At 43.1% G+C, this 20,785-nt stretch carries 20 protein-coding genes; 16 read left to right on the forward strand and 4 right to left on the reverse strand.

Features of this window, described 5'->3' with window-relative positions:
* Positions 1-288: 288 nt before the first annotated feature.
* The 4 genes from LAY57_RS30745 to LAY57_RS30755 all read right to left on the reverse strand — a co-directional run bounded on the left by LAY57_RS30745 (position 289) and on the right by LAY57_RS30755 (position 1,834).
* Positions 289-1,119 carry a hypothetical protein gene (locus tag LAY57_RS30745; RefSeq protein WP_249070991.1) on the reverse strand — a complete coding sequence of 277 codons (831 nt, stop codon included), beginning with the start codon at positions 1,117-1,119 and terminating at the stop codon, positions 289-291.
* Positions 1,100-1,294, reverse strand: a complete 195-nt coding sequence (locus LAY57_RS30750) for a hypothetical protein (RefSeq protein ID WP_249070992.1) — start codon at positions 1,292-1,294, stop codon at positions 1,100-1,102. The genes LAY57_RS30745 and LAY57_RS30750 overlap by 20 nt, the downstream gene beginning before the upstream one ends.
* Before the next feature lie 217 nt (positions 1,295-1,511).
* Positions 1,512-1,640, reverse strand: a complete 129-nt coding sequence (locus LAY57_RS35995) for a hypothetical protein (protein ID WP_275994413.1) — start codon at positions 1,638-1,640, stop codon at positions 1,512-1,514.
* The gene (locus tag LAY57_RS30755; RefSeq protein ID WP_249070993.1) at positions 1,637-1,834 is read right to left on the reverse strand and encodes a type II toxin-antitoxin system VapB family antitoxin; all 198 of its coding nucleotides are present in this window, start codon (positions 1,832-1,834) and stop codon (positions 1,637-1,639) included. Before LAY57_RS30755 ends, LAY57_RS35995 begins: the two co-directional genes overlap by 4 nt.
* A 552-nt stretch (positions 1,835-2,386) precedes the next feature.
* Between LAY57_RS30755 and LAY57_RS30760 the strand changes: the two genes are divergently transcribed.
* From LAY57_RS30760 to LAY57_RS30835, 16 genes are all read left to right on the forward strand, one after another.
* Positions 2,387-3,370, forward strand: a complete 984-nt coding sequence (locus LAY57_RS30760; RefSeq protein WP_249070994.1) for a hypothetical protein — start codon at positions 2,387-2,389, stop codon at positions 3,368-3,370.
* A 41-nt stretch (positions 3,371-3,411) separates the two neighbouring features.
* Positions 3,412-4,044 (forward strand): hypothetical protein, encoded by a 633-nt coding sequence (locus tag LAY57_RS30765; RefSeq protein ID WP_249070995.1) that lies wholly within the window; start codon positions 3,412-3,414, stop codon positions 4,042-4,044.
* 70 nt (positions 4,045-4,114) lie between these two features.
* Complete coding sequence (locus LAY57_RS30770; protein WP_249070996.1) at positions 4,115-4,456, forward strand: hypothetical protein; 342 nt, start codon at positions 4,115-4,117, stop codon at positions 4,454-4,456.
* Positions 4,453-7,332: a putative type IV secretion/conjugal transfer ATPase gene (locus LAY57_RS30775; protein ID WP_249070997.1), complete on the forward strand. Its 2,880-nt coding sequence runs from the start codon at positions 4,453-4,455 to the stop codon at positions 7,330-7,332. Before LAY57_RS30770 ends, LAY57_RS30775 begins: the two co-directional genes overlap by 4 nt.
* Complete coding sequence (locus LAY57_RS30780; RefSeq protein ID WP_249070998.1) at positions 7,307-8,140, forward strand: hypothetical protein; 834 nt, start codon at positions 7,307-7,309, stop codon at positions 8,138-8,140. Before LAY57_RS30775 ends, LAY57_RS30780 begins: the two co-directional genes overlap by 26 nt.
* 67 nt (positions 8,141-8,207) lie before the next feature.
* Positions 8,208-9,299 (forward strand): hypothetical protein, encoded by a 1,092-nt coding sequence (locus LAY57_RS30785; RefSeq protein ID WP_249070999.1) that lies wholly within the window; start codon positions 8,208-8,210, stop codon positions 9,297-9,299.
* Between the two features lie 43 nt (positions 9,300-9,342).
* On the forward strand, positions 9,343-10,074 hold the full coding sequence (locus LAY57_RS30790; protein ID WP_249071000.1) for a hypothetical protein: 732 nt from the start codon (positions 9,343-9,345) through the stop codon (positions 10,072-10,074).
* A 12-nt stretch (positions 10,075-10,086) separates the two neighbouring features.
* Positions 10,087-12,060, forward strand: coding sequence for a TrbI/VirB10 family protein (locus tag LAY57_RS36335; protein WP_249071001.1), 1,974 nt, complete (start codon positions 10,087-10,089; stop codon positions 12,058-12,060).
* A gap of 11 nt (positions 12,061-12,071) precedes the next feature.
* Positions 12,072-12,866: a hypothetical protein gene (locus tag LAY57_RS30800; protein ID WP_249071002.1), complete on the forward strand. Its 795-nt coding sequence runs from the start codon at positions 12,072-12,074 to the stop codon at positions 12,864-12,866.
* A complete protein-coding gene (locus LAY57_RS30805) occupies positions 12,863-13,795 on the forward strand; it encodes a putative endonuclease domain-containing protein (protein WP_249071003.1) in 933 nt (310 codons plus the stop codon). Before LAY57_RS30800 ends, LAY57_RS30805 begins: the two co-directional genes overlap by 4 nt.
* Positions 13,795-15,375 carry an ATP-binding protein gene (locus tag LAY57_RS30810; RefSeq protein ID WP_249071004.1) on the forward strand — a complete coding sequence of 527 codons (1,581 nt, stop codon included), beginning with the start codon at positions 13,795-13,797 and terminating at the stop codon, positions 15,373-15,375. The genes LAY57_RS30805 and LAY57_RS30810 overlap by 1 nt, the downstream gene beginning before the upstream one ends.
* Positions 15,376-15,384: 9 nt before the next feature.
* Positions 15,385-15,729: a hypothetical protein gene (locus LAY57_RS30815; RefSeq protein WP_249071005.1), complete on the forward strand. Its 345-nt coding sequence runs from the start codon at positions 15,385-15,387 to the stop codon at positions 15,727-15,729.
* A 183-nt stretch (positions 15,730-15,912) separates the two neighbouring features.
* Complete coding sequence (locus LAY57_RS30820; protein WP_249071006.1) at positions 15,913-17,733, forward strand: M23 family peptidase; 1,821 nt, start codon at positions 15,913-15,915, stop codon at positions 17,731-17,733.
* Positions 17,721-18,296 carry a hypothetical protein gene (locus LAY57_RS36805; protein WP_249071007.1) on the forward strand — a complete coding sequence of 192 codons (576 nt, stop codon included), beginning with the start codon at positions 17,721-17,723 and terminating at the stop codon, positions 18,294-18,296. Before LAY57_RS30820 ends, LAY57_RS36805 begins: the two co-directional genes overlap by 13 nt.
* Complete coding sequence (locus LAY57_RS30830) at positions 18,293-20,098, forward strand: type IV secretory system conjugative DNA transfer family protein (protein WP_249071008.1); 1,806 nt, start codon at positions 18,293-18,295, stop codon at positions 20,096-20,098. Before LAY57_RS36805 ends, LAY57_RS30830 begins: the two co-directional genes overlap by 4 nt.
* Positions 20,099-20,266: 168 nt before the next feature.
* Entirely contained in the window at positions 20,267-20,650 is a 384-nt protein-coding gene (locus LAY57_RS30835) for a hypothetical protein (protein ID WP_249071009.1), read from the forward strand.
* The last annotated feature ends 135 nt before the right edge of the window (positions 20,651-20,785 follow it).

A 20,785-nucleotide genomic window follows, 5' to 3' on the forward strand; every position in this document is an offset into this window, starting at 1 on the left:
CCTATCTGACCCACTCGCCGATCGCTTGAAAGAGCGCTGCGCTCCGCGCAACCGCACCCACCCTTCTGAGCAAGTTCAATAAGACTACCTAAAAAATCTACCACATTTTGACTGCAACACCGCCAAAGCCTTATTTAACCGTTGGTTTTTGACTACCTGCCCTTTAAGGGGCAGGTAGTCAAAAACCAATATTAGAGAGGCTTTGGTAGTTTTTGGAGATGTCTAATGGTAGCGGCTTTGACCTTGACCGTAGATGTCATGTGCTGACTAGCTCTCCACTTATAATATTCAAAACTGTTCTTGTTCTGGGTTTTGTTGTCTCTTCTTACTCCTAAGATCAATTTGTTCCATTACCTGCTGATACTGTCTTCGACGTTTGGAAATTTGCTCGTCGATTTGTGGAGCGCGAATAGTGCGAAACTGTTCCCATTGAGGTGCTGACAACTCACGAATTGTTTCGAGCGGGATTGCCTTCTCAACTTGAATGCCGTGGTTGTGCCAAGCGTGAAGTCCGGCTTGACTCCAGCTGCTTCTAGCTACTCGTTCCACTAGATTGAGTCCGGTGCGCGTATTGAGCGCAGGTAATTGTTCGCGAAGAAATTCTCGCACAATGAGCGTCGAAAGTCTAACGTGCTTTTCATCCTGCCTCCCCAATTGCGGTAGTCCTTGAAGGCATTGAAGTTTCCCTTCCAGACAGAGAATTGGGTTAAGGACATTCAGTTCTAATCCGCTCAGTATGCCTCGTCCCACAAACCGTTGAGAAGTGCCAGTAATTTCAGCATCGCTAAGTCCAAATATCGAAGCGAGAATATCAATTCTCAGGTTTTTTCCCTGTCGATCAACTAAAACAACTCCGGCATTTGGACTGGGATCGAAGTCGCGGTTAAAAGTAGCGCGTCCGTTTAGTGCATCCCGGCAAATCGTGACTTCAATTCTCCCTCCATAAAAGTCGAGGTCTTCACTAGCAAAGGGGCGATACTGATTCCATTCTTGAGTATCTTGTGCATACTGGAATGCCCAAAGATTGATTGCCTGTCCGCCTACCACTACGGTTTCTAATTCTGATGCTTGTAAGCGTATCCAAATATCTCGTAAATCTTCAGGGGTCAGAGGTTCCATAATTTGGCTCTAGGGTTTCTGTCCATCCTTGGCTTGAATCTCGTTGCCATAGATGGGGATGCAAAATTTGGTTGACAGTTTCTTGTGCTGTTTTGGGGTCTTGTGCCAGAAGTTCTTGACGACGTTGAATTTTGGCAACAGCTAAATATTCGGGGTTAGGTGAATTTTCTGACATAGTGCAGTCGATCGGATGGACTGTTTCAATTTTACAAAAGCAAATTGTTGCTTGTCCCGCACTCTATTCTTAATTTGGCTCTGTTGGGGAGGAATGCGTCATATTAGAGTTGATTCAGCGGCGTTTTCAACTATTGGCTGAGTCAATTAACCATCCTAATGGATGCTCTGGGTCAATCTGCTCTCCCAAGCGCGATCGGTAGGCAATGTCGATCGCTTCAAATTGCATTTGAAGCGATCGTAACTGCTGTGACCATAGATGTGATGTGAACGATCGCGATCGCTGATTCTGGTGTGTTCCGCCTTAAAGCAATTGACCAGACGGAGGTATCAACAACGACTTTCATAGTTTTTGTCGCTGTTGCTTGTAGTGGTAGTCTTCGTCGTAGTCAATAGTGCCGAAGAGTTCGAGTATTTTAAGCTGTTTGCGGCGTTGGATGTACTCGCGCAGGGCGGCTTCGAGCGCTGCGATGATTGTCCGATCATTTCCCAAGGCAAGTGCTTCTTGGAGAAGGATTTCGTCGATTTGGAGATTATTCATGGGAACGATCGCAACTTCGTGTACGCACTATTATAGCAGCGACAGCGTAGGGCGCTCCAGGCCCTAGCCCCTAGTCCCTAGCTATATAACCTGCGTGTATCTGACATAGCTTCTAATTCCTGACTTTTTAGGTGGCAATTTTTTATCAGGCTGGGCAATCTGCTTTATGCAGTCTCTTTACTTGCTCCACTCCTTAGTCAGATGGAAAATCTAAAACTAACTTGCAAATTCGGCTCTTCCGTACAAGCGTGTGCCTCTCTTATTCGTTTTCCGGTGGCCTAAACCTTAGCTGCCTGGGATTTCATGGCCCTGGCTCGTTAAGATGATATTCGATAGTTATCGACTATTGACTGACAAGCTATGGCCCACGCAAGGGAGCGATCGCCACAACCGTCCTAAAAGCCTTGAAACTACTGTAATTACAACAATCCTATCGCTAAAGTGATAGATGGTTTTACGTCAATAGCGATAACAGCTTACCCCTCCCTGGTAAGAACGCACGTTGCAGTTGGTTTGTAGACAATGAACTTAACAGTTTGACAGACCCTATTTATGACTGAGGCTCAAGGTAATAGTTTCATTACCGACCCAGCCGAATTGCACTATATCTGGGATGTAGTCAATCGAGTGTTGGATCGAAAGCACGAACTAGGTTCAATTCAAGATTTTCAATCAGCCTTGAAAGAAGCTAGCTTGTCGCCAGGTCGGGAAATTCAAATAAATTTAGTCAACCAAAACGATCGATTGGTTGGCTTCAACTTCAGTTTCTCAAATCAACCCGATAAAACCACAGTTACTATTCCTTTCAAGCAAGAACTTGAATTATCACGATCGGGTGGCAGTATTTTACCACAACCACCTCAAAACTTCACCATCGATATAGCAGCAAAAAAAGAGAAAGGCAACCTTTTAACTCAAACGCCACCTGGTCAATTAGCTGTTACACCACCACTGCAAACACAAGAAACGCGCGTATTGCCAAAACAGGATGAGGAACAGATTAACTCTCCCTCACCAGGGTTGAAACTAAATCCCAACTTGGCAAGAATAGCAGCATATCTTGCTTCTCGCAGTGAAATTGATGGCTTGTGGTTGACTGGTACAACTCTCAAAACAGTCACCACATTAGCTCAATCTTTAGAAACTGAAAATAAACCCGACATCCAATTCCTCGGTAATGCAGTCATCAAACGCTTTGAACAAGTGCTACCGCAACAATTTGCGGAATTAACAAATGGCAGTTCTGCCAAACCATTTAACTGGAAAGACCCCCATTCTGGCCAACAGTATCGTTTTGAATTTTATAATGCCACTTGCACAAAAGAAGGTCAACCTCTAACTCCTGCTACCCTAAAAGGTTTCCGGCAATCTGGCAATTCTAAACAACCAGTATTTTCTGCTTCCCTGATTGATGCCAAACGCGATCGCTGGCTGATAGAACAGTGCGATTTTACCACATCTCAACTCCATTCTATCACCGCTTGCAACCGTTCCACTTCTGAAAAAACTCCCAAAAGTTTGGAAAACGCACTCTAAAAGTTTCTCACCACACACCCTTATTTATCAGGTAAATAATCATGCGCGACTACTACAACCGTTACAGCAACGAACAACAATCACTAGCACGTCCTAATCCCTTAACCAAAACAACCACTTGGATACTACAAAACTGGAATGGAGATGCTACTGCAATTTCAGGATTGGGATTGGGTTTGATTTACTTAGCAGTTAAAGAACCAGTACTAATCACAATTATCCTATCCACTGGCTTATTGTTCTACTGCCTAAATCGCATTATCCATTTCGTACCTAGCTTAAATCGACTTATTAGCTCAAAAATTCGATTTTGGCACGTCGCCGCCATCATCATGGCAATCACCATCACCTTTGGTTTATTCGAGATGCCAGCAGGTGCAGTATTTTTGAGTGGATTAGAAGCATTTGTGAAAACCTTAGCACAACAAAGTGCATCTGGTGGTGGACAAGCAGTTAGCGACCAAGCAGTAACCCTCGTATTTAACTTAATTCGCGCTGTATTCTTAATCTTGGTTGGTGTAGCTGCTTTATTTGCATATAACCAAGCACAACAAGGAAACGATTGGCGTCCCATTGCCACTCAAGCAGGTTTAGCCATCGGTATCGTACTGGCGATCGACGTAATAACCTTCCTATTTATAGGAGATGGAACAGGCGGTACTGGTGGGGCTTAAATATTAGTCATTTAGTTAGTAGTTAGTTCAACCTTTACTAACTACTAACCATTACGTGAGAATCAACAATATGCAAGACCCAGATAGAGAACCAATTCGCGTCAATAAAATATTAGGAAAGCAAGCGAGTTTCGGCCCTATCCCTGCTAACCAAATCTTACCCTGGTTTGGCATTATCCTACTTACCTATCTAATTTTTGATGGCGTATTAGATTGGGGAATACCCAAAGTAGCTGCCATTAGCTTCTGGTTAATAGTTAGTTGGTGGTTTCTGACAGGTTCAGACCCCGATAGTTACATCAATCGCTTTCGCAAACCAACTGGTCGCAATTGGGTAAGCGGCGGGGCACTATATATCTCTCCCCTACTGACTAGAAGAACTAGAAGAAACTTGAAAAGAGGTAAAAGATGAAAGCTAAAATCCCCTCAATTAATGCTATGGATGAAAAAGGAACTAAAACCACTTATTTCCCTTTTGAAAACGAACTAGATTTATGTTGCGTAGTTCGCATTGAAAAGGATAATCGCCGTATCGGTGCTTTCCTCCTCAACAAAGGTGATATCAGCGACGAAAACAAATTTCAAGTCGTCTTCGCCTTCAACATAAAAGGTATTCACAATCAACTTTATAAAGAAGAAGTCGCCTCGGCTGCTAGCGGAATAGCCGAAGCCATGAAATTCTTGCTACCTCAAGAAAAATGCACCTTTCTTCTCGGTCGTTACTCCGATGATTTCGACAGACAGCAACACCTTAATTCTCTAGTCGAAAACTGCACTAACACATTACCTGCCATTTTGATGCAAAACGAACAAGCCAAAGTGCAAGAACTCACACGCAAAGGAACCCGTTCTAATTGGCAACAAATGGTATTTTGCACCTGGACTGCCGATGAATTTGGTGAAAGAAAAACCGACCCACTATCCAAATTAATCTACAACATGGGTAAAACCTGTCGCTTCTTTTTAGATGGCGTAACGGGACGTTTATCAGAACGGCAAGAACAAGTTTTGAGCAAAGTATTAATGAAAGCTTATACTGAAGGCTTTTTACAATGGGAAATGCTGTGGAATACCAAAGCCGGACTAGAAGTAAGCCCACTGCGAGACACTGAACTTTGGCAATGGCTTTGGGGTAGATTTAACCAAACTCCCACACCACCTATTCCCCAATTATTAACACTCAAATCGGATAAAGATAGAGGGTTAAAAGTCATCGAAACTATAACCTCAAAGAAACACGCTACCACCGTGCTAATTGAAGGAAATCGAGGACGTTCTTCCTGCCCCGAACATCGCCAATGTACGTCTAGAATTTACGTCAAAGATAAAGTCTGCGGCGTTCTCAGGATGGTAGATACCGTAAGCGCCTGGAATTCAGCCAGAGAACAAATATCCTGGATGTGGAAAATATTAAGTGAAAATCACGTCCGCGATACAGAAGCTTGGGTAGAAATTTCTCCCGCCAACCGCTTCTTAACCGAAGACAATTTACACCGTCAAGCCAAACAATCAAAAACTGCCCGCGAACGGGCTTTACTAAAAGGTAGCGGACGAGATGTTGGTGCAGAAATCAAACAAGAAGAAAGCTTTGATGCCCAAAAAAGATTATATAGAGGTGCCGTTCCTCTCAACGTCGCGGTGGTATTTCTCGTCTATCGGGAGAATACCGAAAGTTTAGATTTAGCTTGCGAGTTACTCTGCAATAGTTTCGGTACAGCAAAAGTTGTGCGAGAGAGGAATATCGCCTCTCAAATTTGGCTGGAAACACTTCCTATAACTTGGCGCAGAATACTACACTCCAGTTCGATTTTGACCGAAAGAAGGTTGGTTTTAGAAAGTGAAACCGTTGCCGGAGTTTTACCCCTCACAGTTCCCAGAGAACTGGATAAAAAAGGGGTTGAATTCCTCACCATGCGGGGCGGTAAATCCGTATGCGTTGATTTATTTTCATTAACCCAACACGCCTTAATAACTGGTAGAACTGGTTCCGGTAAATCAGTTTTATTATGGCGAATGATGCTAGACGCCCTCAGTCAAGGCATTCCCGTTGTCGGTATGGATATGCCTGCTGCTGATGGTGAAAGTTCCTTCAAAACTGGTATCGAACTCCTGGGCGATGCAGGGGCGTACTTTGACTTATCCCGCGCCAGCAACAACCTCATGGAACCACCTGATTTAAGGCGTTTCAACCAAAATGAACGCACTCAACGGATGCAGTCCTGGCGTTCCTTTATTCGCAATGCTTTGGGCGTCATCGTCATGGGCAAACTCAACGCCCCCCATTTAGCGCAGCGGGTTGATGCCATTTTAATGCAAGCATTGGATATTTTCCTCAGCGACCCCGATATTATAGAACGCTACAATTTAGCCTTCAATCAAGGATGGAAATCTGCTGAATGGCAGGAAATACCCACTCTCAAAGATTTTTTGAGATTTTGTACGATTGCCAGACTTGATATCAGAAAACCAGAAGCAATTGACCATCAAGCTATCAACCAAATTCAAAGCCAAATTCAAGCATTGTTAGTCAGCCCCTTGGGTGCAGCTATTGGCAAACCCAGCAGCTTTTCTCCCGAACCAATTGTCAAATTTTATGCACTCACCGGACTAACTAACGACCAAGATTCTTACACGATGGCAGTTGCAGCTAAAGCAGCTTGTTTGAGAGTAGCGCTTTCCTACCCCAAAAGTTTATTTGTGGGAGACGAACTTTCCGTTTTATTCAAACGAGATGGTTTTGCAGCAATGGTAGGGGAATTATGCGCTACTGCCAGAAAAGATGGACTCAGCATAATTTTGAGCAGTCAAGACCCCGATACAATTTGTAATTCCAGCGCCGCAGCGATGATTATGCAGAATATCACCTACCGCTTAACTGGTTGCATTACTTCCAATGCTGTAACTTCCTTTCAGCGTTATTTGGGATATCTACCTGAAATTATTGCCCAAAATGCTTCTGAATCATTCTTTCCCCGACTTTCCGACCTTTATTCCTGCTGGTTAATTGAAAAAGGCGGACGCTTTTGGCAAACCAGATTTTATCCAGGTGAAATGACCTTAGCTGCTGTCGCCACCAACCAAGAAGAAAGAAGGACAAGACGGGCAATTATGGCGCAATATCCCAACACTATCAAGGGTCAGCTTAAAGGATTAGCTCACTTTACGAGGGTTTATATTCCGGCCTTAAAGGAAGGTAAAGGTTTGCATCACTTAGAACAACGCGCTGAAGCTCAAAACAATCGACAATCGGAGGATACTTCTCATGAAGAAAGACTTATTTCTGCATAGTCAGACAGTCATTACGGTCATCGGCACATCAACTTTGTGGTTGAGTGTTAGTATCAATCCAGTAGGTGCAGCTACTCAAGATACTGCTCAAACACAACAGATTTCTCAAATCAGTTCCGCTCAGGCAGATTTATTTCTATCTGCAAATCAAGTATCTAATCAGGTTCAAGATTTCGTCAAAGACGTTCGTTCTTTCGTTCAAGGCGACTTATTTGGTGGAATTACGCAACTCGTTCAAAATGCACTGGGAAGTGTTCAAATTCCAGATATTGGACAAGTTGTGAGCGATATAATGAACGGTTCTCTGCCAGAAGATGCCTCATTTGCTACTAAGTTAGAGAACAACGTTTCCAATTCTTACGCTATTCGCCAAGATACAGCACAAATGAGCGAACGAGTGGGTGCATTACAGGTAGCGCAAACTCAAACTCTTTCTCTTACTGCTCAGGATAAATCAAAAGCAACCATAGATTATAGTGCTGCTTCTGCTACTGAATCAGGACAAATAGCACGAGATTCTCAGAGTACCGATACCTCCCAACAGATTCTGCAAAATATTTCCAATCAACTCAAAAACAGTGCTGATATTGCCAATCTTCAAATGCTTGAAGCATCTCAGGCGCGACAAGATAGAGCTTTGCAGCTAACGCTGACAGCACAAGCAGCACAAGAATTGAATGCTGGCAATATCCGGTCACGGCAAAGTGCAATAGCATCCGGTAATGCCGCTGCGGCACAGTCTGGACTGCTGACTATGCCTGGTGGTGCGGTGTTAGGTCAAGATTCATCCATTTCATCGAATCGGTAGTTATTTCGAGTTGGGGACAGTCTCTTCCCGACTCAAACTCATGCTTCCATTTTTTTCTGAAGTGCCTATGTTTGCCATGCTTATTGCTCAAATAACACCACCAGACAATGCTGCCGATTCTACTGTCGGAATCAGTTTAATTTCCCAAAGTATCGAACTGAGTCGTCAAACAGTCGAGTCGTGGAATAAAATCTGGGGCGATGCCATCAATCCATCCGGTGCATTGTGGGCAGGATTATGTGATTTAGGAACAATTTTAGCTGCCCTCAGCATTATTATACTGGCAGTTAAGATGGCGGCTGATTATCAAGAAAGGAAATTTTATTTGTCCGAGTTGGCTGCATCTGTTGTTTGGCCTTTATCTATCGCTTTTTTATTGGGTAACAACGGATATCTACTTTCCCAAACTGTGATGGTGGTTAGAAATATCGGTCATCAACAAGTCGTCAACGTTCTCAATATCCAGTTAGCAGATACCACTTTCAAGCAAGCTATATCAGATGTTACTTTAACCCAAAGTGTGAAAACTCAAGTATCCACAGTTTATGCCGAATGTCAAGGTTTATCTGGTAAACCGCTGACAGATTGTTTGCAAGAAAAACAACTAATTGTAGAACAGATATTAACAGAAGCCGAAAAACAGAATGGCGGGCCATTAGAACAAGCCCGTCAAGCCGTAGCACAACTAACAGATTTCGTTCAAAATCCGGGGGCTGTTTTTAGTGCCACTATTTCCTTAATTCTCATCACCTTTTTGTATGCGCTTCAGTGGGCTTTCGTCAATATTCTAGAAGCTGCCTTAATCATGACTGCCACCTTCGCACCCATTGCGTTGGGATTGAGTTTGTTACCCCTTGGTGCTAAACCAATTTGGGCTTGGGCTAGCGGTTTTATTGCCTTATTTGGAGTGCAATTGGGATACAACATCGTGGTGGGATTAGCCGCTACTGTGATTGTTGCTGCTGGCGCACAAACTTTTTCCGATTTAGCTTTTTTAGCATTTATCAGTATCTTTGCACCTGCTTTAGCACTGTTAATTGCAGGCGGCGGTGGAGTTGCACTTTATGCGGGTATTAACAGCAGAGTACCAGCACTCGTTAATGCTGCATTTGATGGGGTAGTAGCTGTAGCTACGGGTGTTATTGGTAAAGCTAGTTAGTCATTAGTCATCAGTTATTTCTATGTAATTGGAGGTGAGTTAAATGTTCAAGTCTTTGGATAAACCCAAACAAAACAGAATATTTCTGGAATCGAAAGACATTCTGCCTTTGTGTTTCGTAGCCTTGACTGCTTTTACCAGCCTGACATTTTTATTTACCTTATTCGTCAGTTTTAAAGTCAGTCAACTGGCTGCGCGTAAAACCACTTTTGTGCAGATGGTAAACGGTCAAACGATGGTTGTTTCCGAACAAGATTATCTTTACCGACAGCCAGAAGTTGTCAAAGAAGTTGTCCGCCAGTGGGCTGATTTAACTTTTAACTGGGATGGCGTTATTCCCGGTACGAAAGAATTAGACAAAGGTCGAGATGTAGGTAAAGGTAAACGGGTTACTACCAATACCTATTTTGCTTCCTTTTTGATTGAATCTGGGCCACAAGGTTTTCGTGGGGCTGCATTGCAAGCTTTAGCAGATATCACGCCATCACGGGTATTTAGCGGTCAAGTTCGCTCCAAAATTATTATCTCTTACCTCTCTGCACCCAGACAAACCCGAATCGGAGAGTGGGAAATAGATATGGTGGCGACAAGGGTATTAGTCAGTTTACCCGGTGGAGTGGATGAAGAAATACCTTTCAATCGCACTTTTACATTAAAGGCTGTTGATATCCCCTCTCCACCTGCTGCTGATGCTTCAGCCCTAGAACAGCAACTTTACCAAATCAGAAAAGCTGGTTTGGAGATTACCAAAATTACTGAATTTACACCTAACTGAGGATTAACAATCGTGGATAACAGCAATTACAAACAACACGACGAAAAATTGGAGAATGGCGAATTGGGCGTTGCTAGTACTGAACAAAATTCCTCTACTCCCTCCCCAAACGAACAATTTACGCCTGATGAAATGGCGCAAATGACAGGGTATCAGCCCGAACGAGTCGAATTAATCGATCGAGAATATATGCTAGAACGGGAAAAGGAGACAACAGAAAAGAGCGAGAGTAGCGAAAATCCGTTAGTGCGATTTGCGATCGCATCAATGTTAGTCGGTGGTATCCTATCGGCGGGATGGTTGATTTGGTCGATTTTCTTTGCTGTCAAGTCTCCCGCACCAAAAATCGCTGCTACTCCGACTCCCGCTGTAAAACCTGAAACGCCTGTAAATGATGAAGCAGCGAGACTCAAAGCAGAATTAGCATTCCGAAATCAAACGGGTCGCCAGCAGCAGCCAAATGTACCTACACCCACTCCTACACCTGCTGCAACGCCCACTTCTAGACAGGGGGCTACATCTCCTCCCAAACCTCAAGAGTCACCGCCACCCAAAGTCATCAGAGAACCCGCCCCACCACCGAAAATTGTATACCGCGATCGAGTGGTAAAAGAACCATCGCCACCACAAGTGGTATATCGCGATCGCGTGGTGAAAGAACCATCGCCACCACAAATTGTATACCGCGATCGCGTGGTCAAAGAAGCCGCGCCACCACCCAAAATTATACGAGAAAGAGCGCCAGTTCCAGCCCAGCCGCATATAGCAGCTGTACCCAGTCCCCAGCCTAAAACTCCAGAGATTGACCCATTTGAACGGTGGAACCAATTGGCGACTGTGGGACAGCAAGCAACTGATGCAGAGATAGCGTCTGTCCCAACATCCCAAACTACTGAAATGCCAAAACAACCATCTGTAGCGGTATTGGCTGATAATACACCATTGCGTCAACCAAACTCTATCTCACTAGAGCAGTCCCCACCAACATCAATTCCTACAGTTACTATTGGCGATTCTACTTCTATTGCTGCTGCACCAGGAGACAGTTCATACCCAGCACAAGAAGATAAAGGAATTGAACAGACACCGCGACGTCCAGAAACAGAAGAAAACACCAAGGAAGATGCAGATAATGTCTCTCCTTCAGACTTTCGGAGTGTAACCGCATCTGCTTCACTTTCATCAGAATGTCATAGCACATCCGCATCAGTCTCAGAATGCAATTCAACATCAACCACCACCCTTTCACCCGGAGAAATGGGCATTTTAAACCGCACCCCTAGATCTGAAAGTAATGGGGAAATTCCTGTTGCTTCTAAATTACCGATGCAAGTTCAAATCGGCACATCAGCGAAAGCTAAAGTTTTAGTGCCGATGATTTGGTCAGAAGAAAATAAATCTAATCAAGGACGCTTCGCCGTCCAACTAGAAGAAGATGTTTTATCCACCGATAATCGAGTAGCTTTACCAAAGGGAACTATTCTGATTACCGAGGTTGATTCCGTTACACCCGATAACAACCTAGTCAATCAAAGTGCAGTCGCTATTGTCTATCCAGATAGTGCTGGAGAAGTTCGCCAACAATCAATCAAGAAAGAAAGTATCCTGATTCGGGGAGAAGACGGCAAACCTTTAATTGCCAAAGGTTTGCGAGATAAAGGTGGCGAGATTGCACGACAAGATATTTTAATTGGTTTGTTGGGTGCTGCTGGTCGAGCCGGTGAAGTTATCAACCAAAACCAAAGTCAATCTTCTACCATCATTTCCAGCGGTGGTTTCAGCAGCCAAACTATCACTACTTCTGCCCGCCGACCCGATGTTTTAGCAGCAGCAGTGGAAGGCTTTTTCAAACCGATGTCCCAACGTCTGAGCCAGCGTGCCGATAGCACTACTCAAGAAATTCTCAATCGTCCTAATGTGGCAATTATACCACAAAATACTGAAGTTTCTGTTTTCTTCAATACTTTCTTTGTTGTCAATCGTTGAGGATGTGAAGAATGAAAAACATTAGGATCAAATTAGGATTAGCTTTGTGCTTGACAATTGGTTTTTCAGAAATAGCTCAAGCACAAACGGCGCGTTCATCCCGTTCAAATCAACCAGCCATACTAACCATCACCCCCAATGAAGGTAGCGGTCTTTCTGGAGAAGCGCGTACAGTAGAAGTATGGGCTGGTAGGGCGACTGCTATTGATTTTACCAGAGTGAACGAGCGGATTATTCAGATATTTCTGGCCGACCCCAGTCGCTTTACCTATGCTACCGACACACCCTTAGATAAAGGTGAAGCAACTACATTATTTTTGCGCCAAATAATACCTTTAAGATTCCCCAATCTTACCACGGCTCGCGTCACCAATTTGTTCGTGAAAACCAAAACCGCTGATGGAACAATGCGCCTTTATACTTTTAACTTACAAGCTGGAGGTACAAGACAGAGGTATAATGGTTTGAGTGTTGCAACAACTTCTCCTGAACCTCGACAAAGTAGGAGAGAACGTACTGTACAAGTTAGCGCGTCTGGTTCCATCTCAATTGATGATATCGAACGAGGTTTACAAGTTGCTATTGCTAGAAGGTACACTTCTGCTCATGACCCAATTGTATCTAAGGTTAGAAACTTTTTAGCAACAGCAAGAACTAATTCCAATCGCTCATTAACTCAATTAGCTCAAATGGTTAATCTTCGCACAGACGTGCTAAGGCAATTGGCTACTTTGGGTAGGGAAGAATCTAATTCTCAATCTCAAAACGAAGTAATTAACCCAAATCTAGTTAGGTACAGTCGGTGAACAAAACTTATCCAGTTGTTCTCTATCCGAACAAGATTTTGAAGTTTTTAGCAACCAACCCAACAACTGCTATTTCCAGCGATCGGCCAACAGCTAACCAGACTTCTCAAGCTAAAAATTTACCTAAACAAAACTGGTTTATGCTGACAAAATCTCAATTAATGGGAGCGATTGCTGCTGGCGTTATTATAGCATGGTCTTTGGCATTTTTATCTCCTTTTTGGTTGGTTGTTATTACTTGGATCGTGATTCTGTTGGGTGTTCTCTCTATTGATATACCCAAGTGTAAACAACAGTCATTTAAAAGGCAAAAGGTAATGACTTCAAAAAAGTTTAGCGGATTGAACTATACCAAACCTGAAATACCATTACACTCAACTACTCGCTCTCAACAATTGAGTAAACTGCTTTCGGGTTCCGTGATGTCTTCTACAGGCATGGGTATAGCACAAATAGGAGTATCTGAGAAAGATTTTAAACAGGTGTTGCAGCAAATTTTCCCCAATATACAACAAGGATTGCAATTTCAAAATCCAGATCTATCTATTCCCTATTCGGCTGATTTTACGCTCATTCATCCCAGTGGATTAAGTATCGACATTGAAGTTGATGAACCTTATGTTGGCAATACGAAAGAACCTCATCATTGTACAGATGGTGGTAAGGATAATATCCGAAATGAGTTTTTTCTTAAGGGTAATTGGGCGGTCATCCGCTTCAGCGAAAAGCAAGTTGTTCAGTACTCAAGAAGCTGCTGCAAAGTAATTGCTTCTGTAATAGCACGGGTAACTGGCGATCGCACTTACCTTGCCCCATTACAAACTATACCAGATCTGCCCACTGACCCGATGTGGACTACCCGCCAAGCCCAAAAGTGGGCTAAAGAAAATTATCGTCAAACTTATTTACCCGTTGGGAGGAAGAAATAATGCAATCTCTCCAAGATTTATCAACTTTGTTTGATAGCGGTCAATGCCTTGTAGCGGTAGAAACTCCTCTGACCGAACGCTTGGAAGTGCTAGAGTTTCTATTTCCTGTTGCTCAAAAATGGCGACTGCCTTTGTACTTCTGGAATTTTGGTTATTCTCATCTGCGACAAGTATGTGTTGATGACACTATCCGACTCATATCGACTGATATTAAGTGTACAGGACTGACATGGTTGCTAGATCGTACCGAAGTGCCGGGTGTGTTTGTTTTTGAGGGTACGCTAACACCAGATGCTTCGGGAAGAAATGAGCTAAAGCAGTTAGCTATAATTAGCAATCTAGCCTATGATTTACCTACCAGAGGGCAGCAACAATTCCTGGTGGCACTTGAAACCTACATCGAACTGCCCCAAGAATTAGTGCCTTTAGTGCCAGTTTTAGTTAATCCGCTACCAGATGCTTCTCAAGTGAGGCAGATAGTACAAGATTTTTGCAGTCAGTTGTTTTCAGCACAAGAGTCAGAACAATTGGTAAGAACCTGCCTGGGTTTACATCTGGGCGAATTGTCCATGCTTAGTCGGCGGTTACTATCAAATAATAGTACGGCAAAACAACTAATCGATCGAGTGCTGAATTATAAAAAATCTAAGTTAAAAGGACAGGGGATTGAATTTATTAGCGAACCGGATGTACCTGTTGCTGGTGGGTTGGATTTATTAGAAGGAATGCTGGAACGCGCTGCTGCATTGCTTAAACCAGAAGCCAAGGAACACAATCTAAAATTCCCTAAAGGTATGATATTATGGGGGCCACCCGGTACGGGGAAAAGTTTGAGTGCTAAATTAGCAGCTAAAAAAATGGGCGTTCCGATGGTTGCTGCTGATTGGACTTCTTTACGCGGCGCTACTGCTTACGAATCGAGAAAGAATTTACGAGAATTCCTGCAATTATGCGATTCTTTAGGCGAATACGGACTTGTTCTTTATTTCGATGATTTTGATAAGGGATTTGCTGGTTTTGATGACGACAGCGATGGTGGAATATCCCGGCAATTAGCTGGTAAATTACTTACTTGGATGCAGGAGAGAACTTCTCAAGTATTGGTAATGGCGACTGTGAATAGATTGGAGTTCCTTCCACCTGAATTAATTCGCCGTTTTGATGATATTGTCTTTGTCGATATTCCCCATACTGGCGCACGTTACGAAATTATAAAATTGCATTTAGCGAGGTATTTCCCTGGTTTGAATTTCAGCGATAAAGATTGGTGGCGATTATTGAGAGAAACTAAAATGCTGACTCCCGCCGAAATTGGTAATCTAGTACGTCAAACTGCCCAAGAAGCTTTTTATCGAAATACTAAACAATTTGCTGACGAACAGTTGGGCGGACAGCCGCTTAATGTTACTGTAAAAGATTTGTTAGAACAACGATACAATTTTACTCCTAGCATGATTAGAGAGGAAGATAAAATTGTCGAAATTCGCAACAAAGCATCTTATGCACGTCCTGCTAGTTCCCCAGATCGAAGCCGTTGGTCTAAAGAACCAGAAGTCTTATTCGGTACAACTTCATCTTAATAGCTTTTTATGGCTTTTGGTAGAAAACATATTTGTCTAAATTTAGATAAGTTTGAAGAAGTTCATTGGAGTTTAATTATGAATGACCCAAATGCTTACAATGATTACAACGAATCTGGTTGGAATTCTAACGGTTACGGTGGCGAAACTGGCTATGGCTATGATACCAAAATAGCTCAGTCTTCAAGTGGTTGGGGTGCAGGAGATCCGGTATACAACACGGACAATATTACTAATCCGTATGCCGAGAATCCTTATCAAATCAATGTGTTTGACAACGCCTATACTGAAACCTTTTCCAACCCTAATCCAACCCATGATTATTCTAGTTCATCAGGTTTTGAATTAGAATAGTTTGTTCATTCTTTGAGCCTTTGTAATCTAAGTGCCGCTTCAGTTAAAGAAGCGGCATTTTTGTATGGCCATAAACATCTATCACTATTTACGTAGATATTTTTACCTCTTTAGTTAGTCCCAATTGTTAAATATAGTGATTAATTTAAAAATAAGCACTGATAGCTTCTAACTAAAGCGTTTATGAAATGGTTGCGTTTTTGTACTTTAGCATTCTTGTCTTTCGGTTTGATTATTCTATCAGCCGAATACTTGCCTCTACAGGCCCAATCAAACACACTTATACAATTTGACTTGCCTACAAAATTGATGCCATCTGTATCATCTGATAGTCCGCAAGTTTTGCTACCAGATTGGCAGAGGATATCCTTTGGTTCTATGCCGCCAATTCAGGAGAGTGGTTCTTTTACTTCTGAAGGCAATACACGCACTTGGTCGGCGGGGCAAACACCCGCTCGCTATTTAACATTGCTCGATATTCAATCCGCATTAAGACCTGATTTACTCAGTCTGGATAATATTGTAAAAAATTTAGACTTCAAAACGATTCCAATTACTAGCTTTCCTTTACTCGGTCAGCAGAGTATTAAACATTTGATAGATATCGTACCCTCTTTAGGTCAGTTTACGGTCAAGCAAGTTCTTCCCATTGCCGCACTACTGTCTCAAAAAGGATTGATTTCAGACAATGGTATGACTCTTTCTACTTTGTTAGCCCAGAATCCAAATTTGGGCGAACTAAAACTGAACCAAATTGATTTATCTGAATATGTTATTGCCGATATTCCCAATATCGAATCGGTTCAGTTAGGGCAATTTTCAGGTTGGCAAGATACTTTAATTGCTGATGTACCTGCCCTCAATGCTTTACCTCTAGCTTCTTTCCCCGTTCCCCTGACCGAATTGGGTAATGCTGTGGCCAGAATTGATTTTATTTGGGGTAAAGCCGAACAGAAGCGATTGCGGACGATTTCAGGCTCAGATGTAGCTGGTTTTTCCGTACCCTGTCAAGGTCAACAATGCCCCCATATCGAACTGGACGATTTGGAGAATTCGGGACGAAATAGCCGGGGTGAATTTGAAGGACGTTCTTGGATATCCGGTAAATATCAGCAGGTAGAAGGTGGTTGGGGTTGTCTCAAAGCGGTCAATGGCGGTAAAGAACCCACTGGTAGATTGCCTTTTGGTAGTTTTGCCAAAGTGGTGGTGATGGAACCGGACGAAAAAACCGATACTGTCGATACTGCTTTGTTCTTCCGGTTCAAAACCTTTTGCGGTGCTACTCCTTATTTTATTGGCCCAGTTCCCTTCCTTACTTACAGGGTGAATGCACCGATATTTATCGGCACTTTGGATAAGCAACTCCAAAGGACTGTTTCAATTCCCCAGGCGAATAGCAGCGGTACTGCGTTCGCTTCCCCAAATACTACTCCACTTTCTCCAACAGAGTTCGCTGCTGATGAACCTTGTCCCACTGCTGCTAGTTCTCCAGCTGGTGTGAATGTCGCGGCACTCAAAAATGCGATCGCTAATCTCGAAAGCAGCGATCGGTCCGATACTATTGGCCCCTATGTCTGTGCCGATCGCTCCCGTAACTGCGGACGCGCTTTGGGTAAATACCAGGACATGAGTTACAACCCTTATGCTGTGCAGGCTATAGCCAATAAACCGGGCGGTCAGTCATGGCTTTCTCAGCTTAATTCTGGCGGAAAAGCTACAAAAGAGGAATTATTCCAATTTTATCCCCCGGCAGATCAGGAAGCTGCTGTGAAAGCTGCCTTATTGGACAAAATAGCTTCTACTTCCTCTGAAACTGACCCCACAAACGGACTACCTTTTTCGGGCGATCGACTAATTGAAAGAGTAGCTCAAAAGCACTTCGGCGGTGATGCTTCTATCGTGGATGGGGGTGCAACTGATGCTTTCGGACGGTTGAGTTTGAAAAGTTACGGTCAAAATGTTTTGCAGCGCTACAAGGAGAATTCTTCTTTATGCCGGTTATAAATACCAAGAAAATACCAAGTCCAAAACTCGTTCATTTAGTGCGTATCTTTCATTTCAGCTTAGCCTTTTTCTTGCTAGTCGGTACTCTACTGCTGAATAGTTGTAGTAATTCAGTTGCAGCCGTCCCATTGAATTGGAAACAAGCTGATTCAATCTCACCGGCTTTACTGCAATTAGCTGTTAGTGAAAATACATCTAATACACCCAAGAGTTTGAATAATGTTTTAGTTGCTTCTATCTCTACTAAGGATAATCAGCAGTTGTATGTCTTCAATTATAACAGTTCTGATACCTGCGGTAAGTTGGGATGTTTGTATGTGGCTTATTTGGATAAAGGGGAATCATCTTACCAACGGGTATTGAGTCTTTACCTGCAACCTAATTTACCGACCAAACACTCGTTGATTAGCATCTCTTCTGAGTCTAATACTTCGGCTTCGCTCTTACCCTGCTTAGAAGTGAAGCAAGTAGAACAATATGCCTTACATAATTTGACCTCCTGCTTTGATGGTAGAGCTTACCAACCAATTAAAAATATTCGCAGTAAACTATCGGGATTATGAACAGTCGTCATCTATTAGGCCAAGCAATTAATCGTCAGACAATTCCGACTAAACATACTTCGGGATATCAATCGAGTTTTGATTTAACCGGATTACTTAAGACTTTCGCCAATCCAGAAGGTTTGGGTATGATAGGTGCTTTGGTATTGGTAATTCTTTTCGCTCAATTGGGTGGAAAGAAGAAAGGAAAAATTTCGACTGGACGGGTAGTAGGAATGGCTGAGAAGTTGGCAGCTACTAATTTAGCATTAAAACAAATTCGCGAACGTCAGCACAATAAAGTTTGTTTTTGGTGCGGTTCTCCTCGCTATTGGTGGCGAAGTAAGTTAAAGGGAATGGGAGCAAGCATTCAAACTGTTTTGGGTGCTTCTCCTACTGTTTGGATTCCTCATGCAGAACGCTCGACTCTAGTTCTGGGTGCGCCTGGAAGCGGTAAAACTTACGGTTCCATCGATCGCATGGCTGAAAGTTGTATGGTACAAGGATTCCCTTTAATTGTTTACGATAAAAAGGGCGACCAGATGCGGTTGTTAGCACCTTTAGCAGCAAGATATGGGTATGACGTGCGGATTTTTGCACCAGGGGAATCTTACAGTGAGGTAATCAATCCGTTGGATTTTATGAGAAATGAAGAGGATGCGGAAACTGCTACTCAAATCGCTCGCGTTATCAATGCCAATGCTGGAGGTAATAAGGGAGATAATGACTTTTTCTCTAAAGCTGCTGATATGTTGGCTACGGCTTTAATTCAGTTAGCTAAAAGCAGCGATTGCCCTGATTTGGGGACTGTTTACGGGTTGATTTCGGTGGAGGGTTTTCTTGCTAAGTTAGAAGAGGCAATTAAACATAAGAAAGTTTCTGTTTGGGTGGCTTCTAGTTTTCGTCAATATCTCAAAGCTAAAGATAGCGAGAAGACGATTGCCAGTATCGATACGACAACAGTGGGTATATTTTCTGGGTTTGTTAAGCGGAATTTGCTGTCTTGTTTTTTGGGTAAGACTACGATTCCGATTCGATTATCGGGAAAACAGATTTTGATTTTCAAGTTGGATGATGAACGCAGGGATGCTGTTGGCCCATTACTGGCAGCGGCTTTTCACATGACGGTGGTAAAGAATTTAACTCAAAAACGTTCTGACCCTTTGGGGATTTTTATTGATGAGTTACCTTCGATTTTTCTGTATGCTTTGCCCCAGTGGATTAATGAGTATCGCAGTAATGGTGCTTGTTTTGTGTTGGGGGTACAAAGTTTGGAACAGTTAGCTAATGCTTATGGTGAGAATTTGGCGGCTGCGATTACCAGTGCTTGCAGTACTAAGATTTTGTACAATCCTGCTAATTATGCGACGGCTGAGAAGTTTTCTCAGTCTTACGGTCATCAGGAGTTGATTGTCAAGGAGCGATCGATTACTCAGTCTAAGGAGGGTAGGAGCGTTACTTGGGCTGATAGACTGCAAACTATGCCGATGATTACGCCGGATGAGATTATGCGCTTTCCGCAAGGTAAGTGCGTGATTACCAATCCCGGTTATAGTTCCGGTGGGGAGGGGTCGATTCCTTATCCGCTGACTATTTTTATTCCTAAGTCTGACCAAAAAAGGATTTTAGAATGTGAAAAGCTTTGGGACGAGTTGGTTTGTCCCAGACTGATGGCGAGATCTAAGTTGGTTGACCCCAGTCAGTTGGATGAGGCTTTGGATTTGAGGGAACGCATTGCTACTGAGCTAGTGACTGTTCCACAGGGTCAGCAGCAAGTGCAGAAAAGGGAAGCGGAGGAGGTTACTTTGGAATCGCCTTGGTAAAGCGGGGGTAAATGCAGTTCCCTGTCAAAACAATCCAAGAAATACCAAGAAGCCAGAAAACTTAAAAAAGGTAAGGCAAGAACGGCAGCATTTAAAGAAGCGAATCAAGTTTATGGTTATAGTGAATACGATTTGCATTCATACTGCACCGCTGTTCGTAATTCTTGGTTGAGCGAACATATTGACTCGAACACTGCCCAAAAATTAGCGACTCGCGCCTTCAATGCCTCTAGTCGAGTAGCTTTCGGTCAAGCCAAAAAGGTTAGGTTTAAGGGTAAAAACCAACTTGACTCGTTGGAAGGCAAGACAAATAAGACTGGGATTAGATGGGTTTCGGAAACTTTACTTTGGGGTGATCTCCGAATTGAGCTATACCTAACAACCTACGACCCAGTAATAACTTATGGGTTAAAGAGTAGAGTTAAATATGTAAGGTTAGTGCGTCGTCGGATTAATGGTAAAACCTTCTACTACGCTCAATTGGTTTGTGAAGGAAAGCCTTTTCAAAAACCCAAATCGGGAGAGCCAAGAAGAGGCATCATCGCATTTTGAACCCCCGTGTATGACAGACCTGGGGTGGCTTCAGGGTAAGTTTTCTATGTCGAGTTTAAGGTAGGAGCAAATGATTTGTGTTACCCAACCAGCAGCAGTCATGTCCTCAACTGCTCCTGCTGCTTCAATAATTGG

The organism is Argonema antarcticum A004/B2, assembly GCF_023333585.1.
GTDB lineage: Bacteria > Cyanobacteriota > Cyanobacteriia > Cyanobacteriales > Aerosakkonemataceae > Argonema > Argonema antarcticum.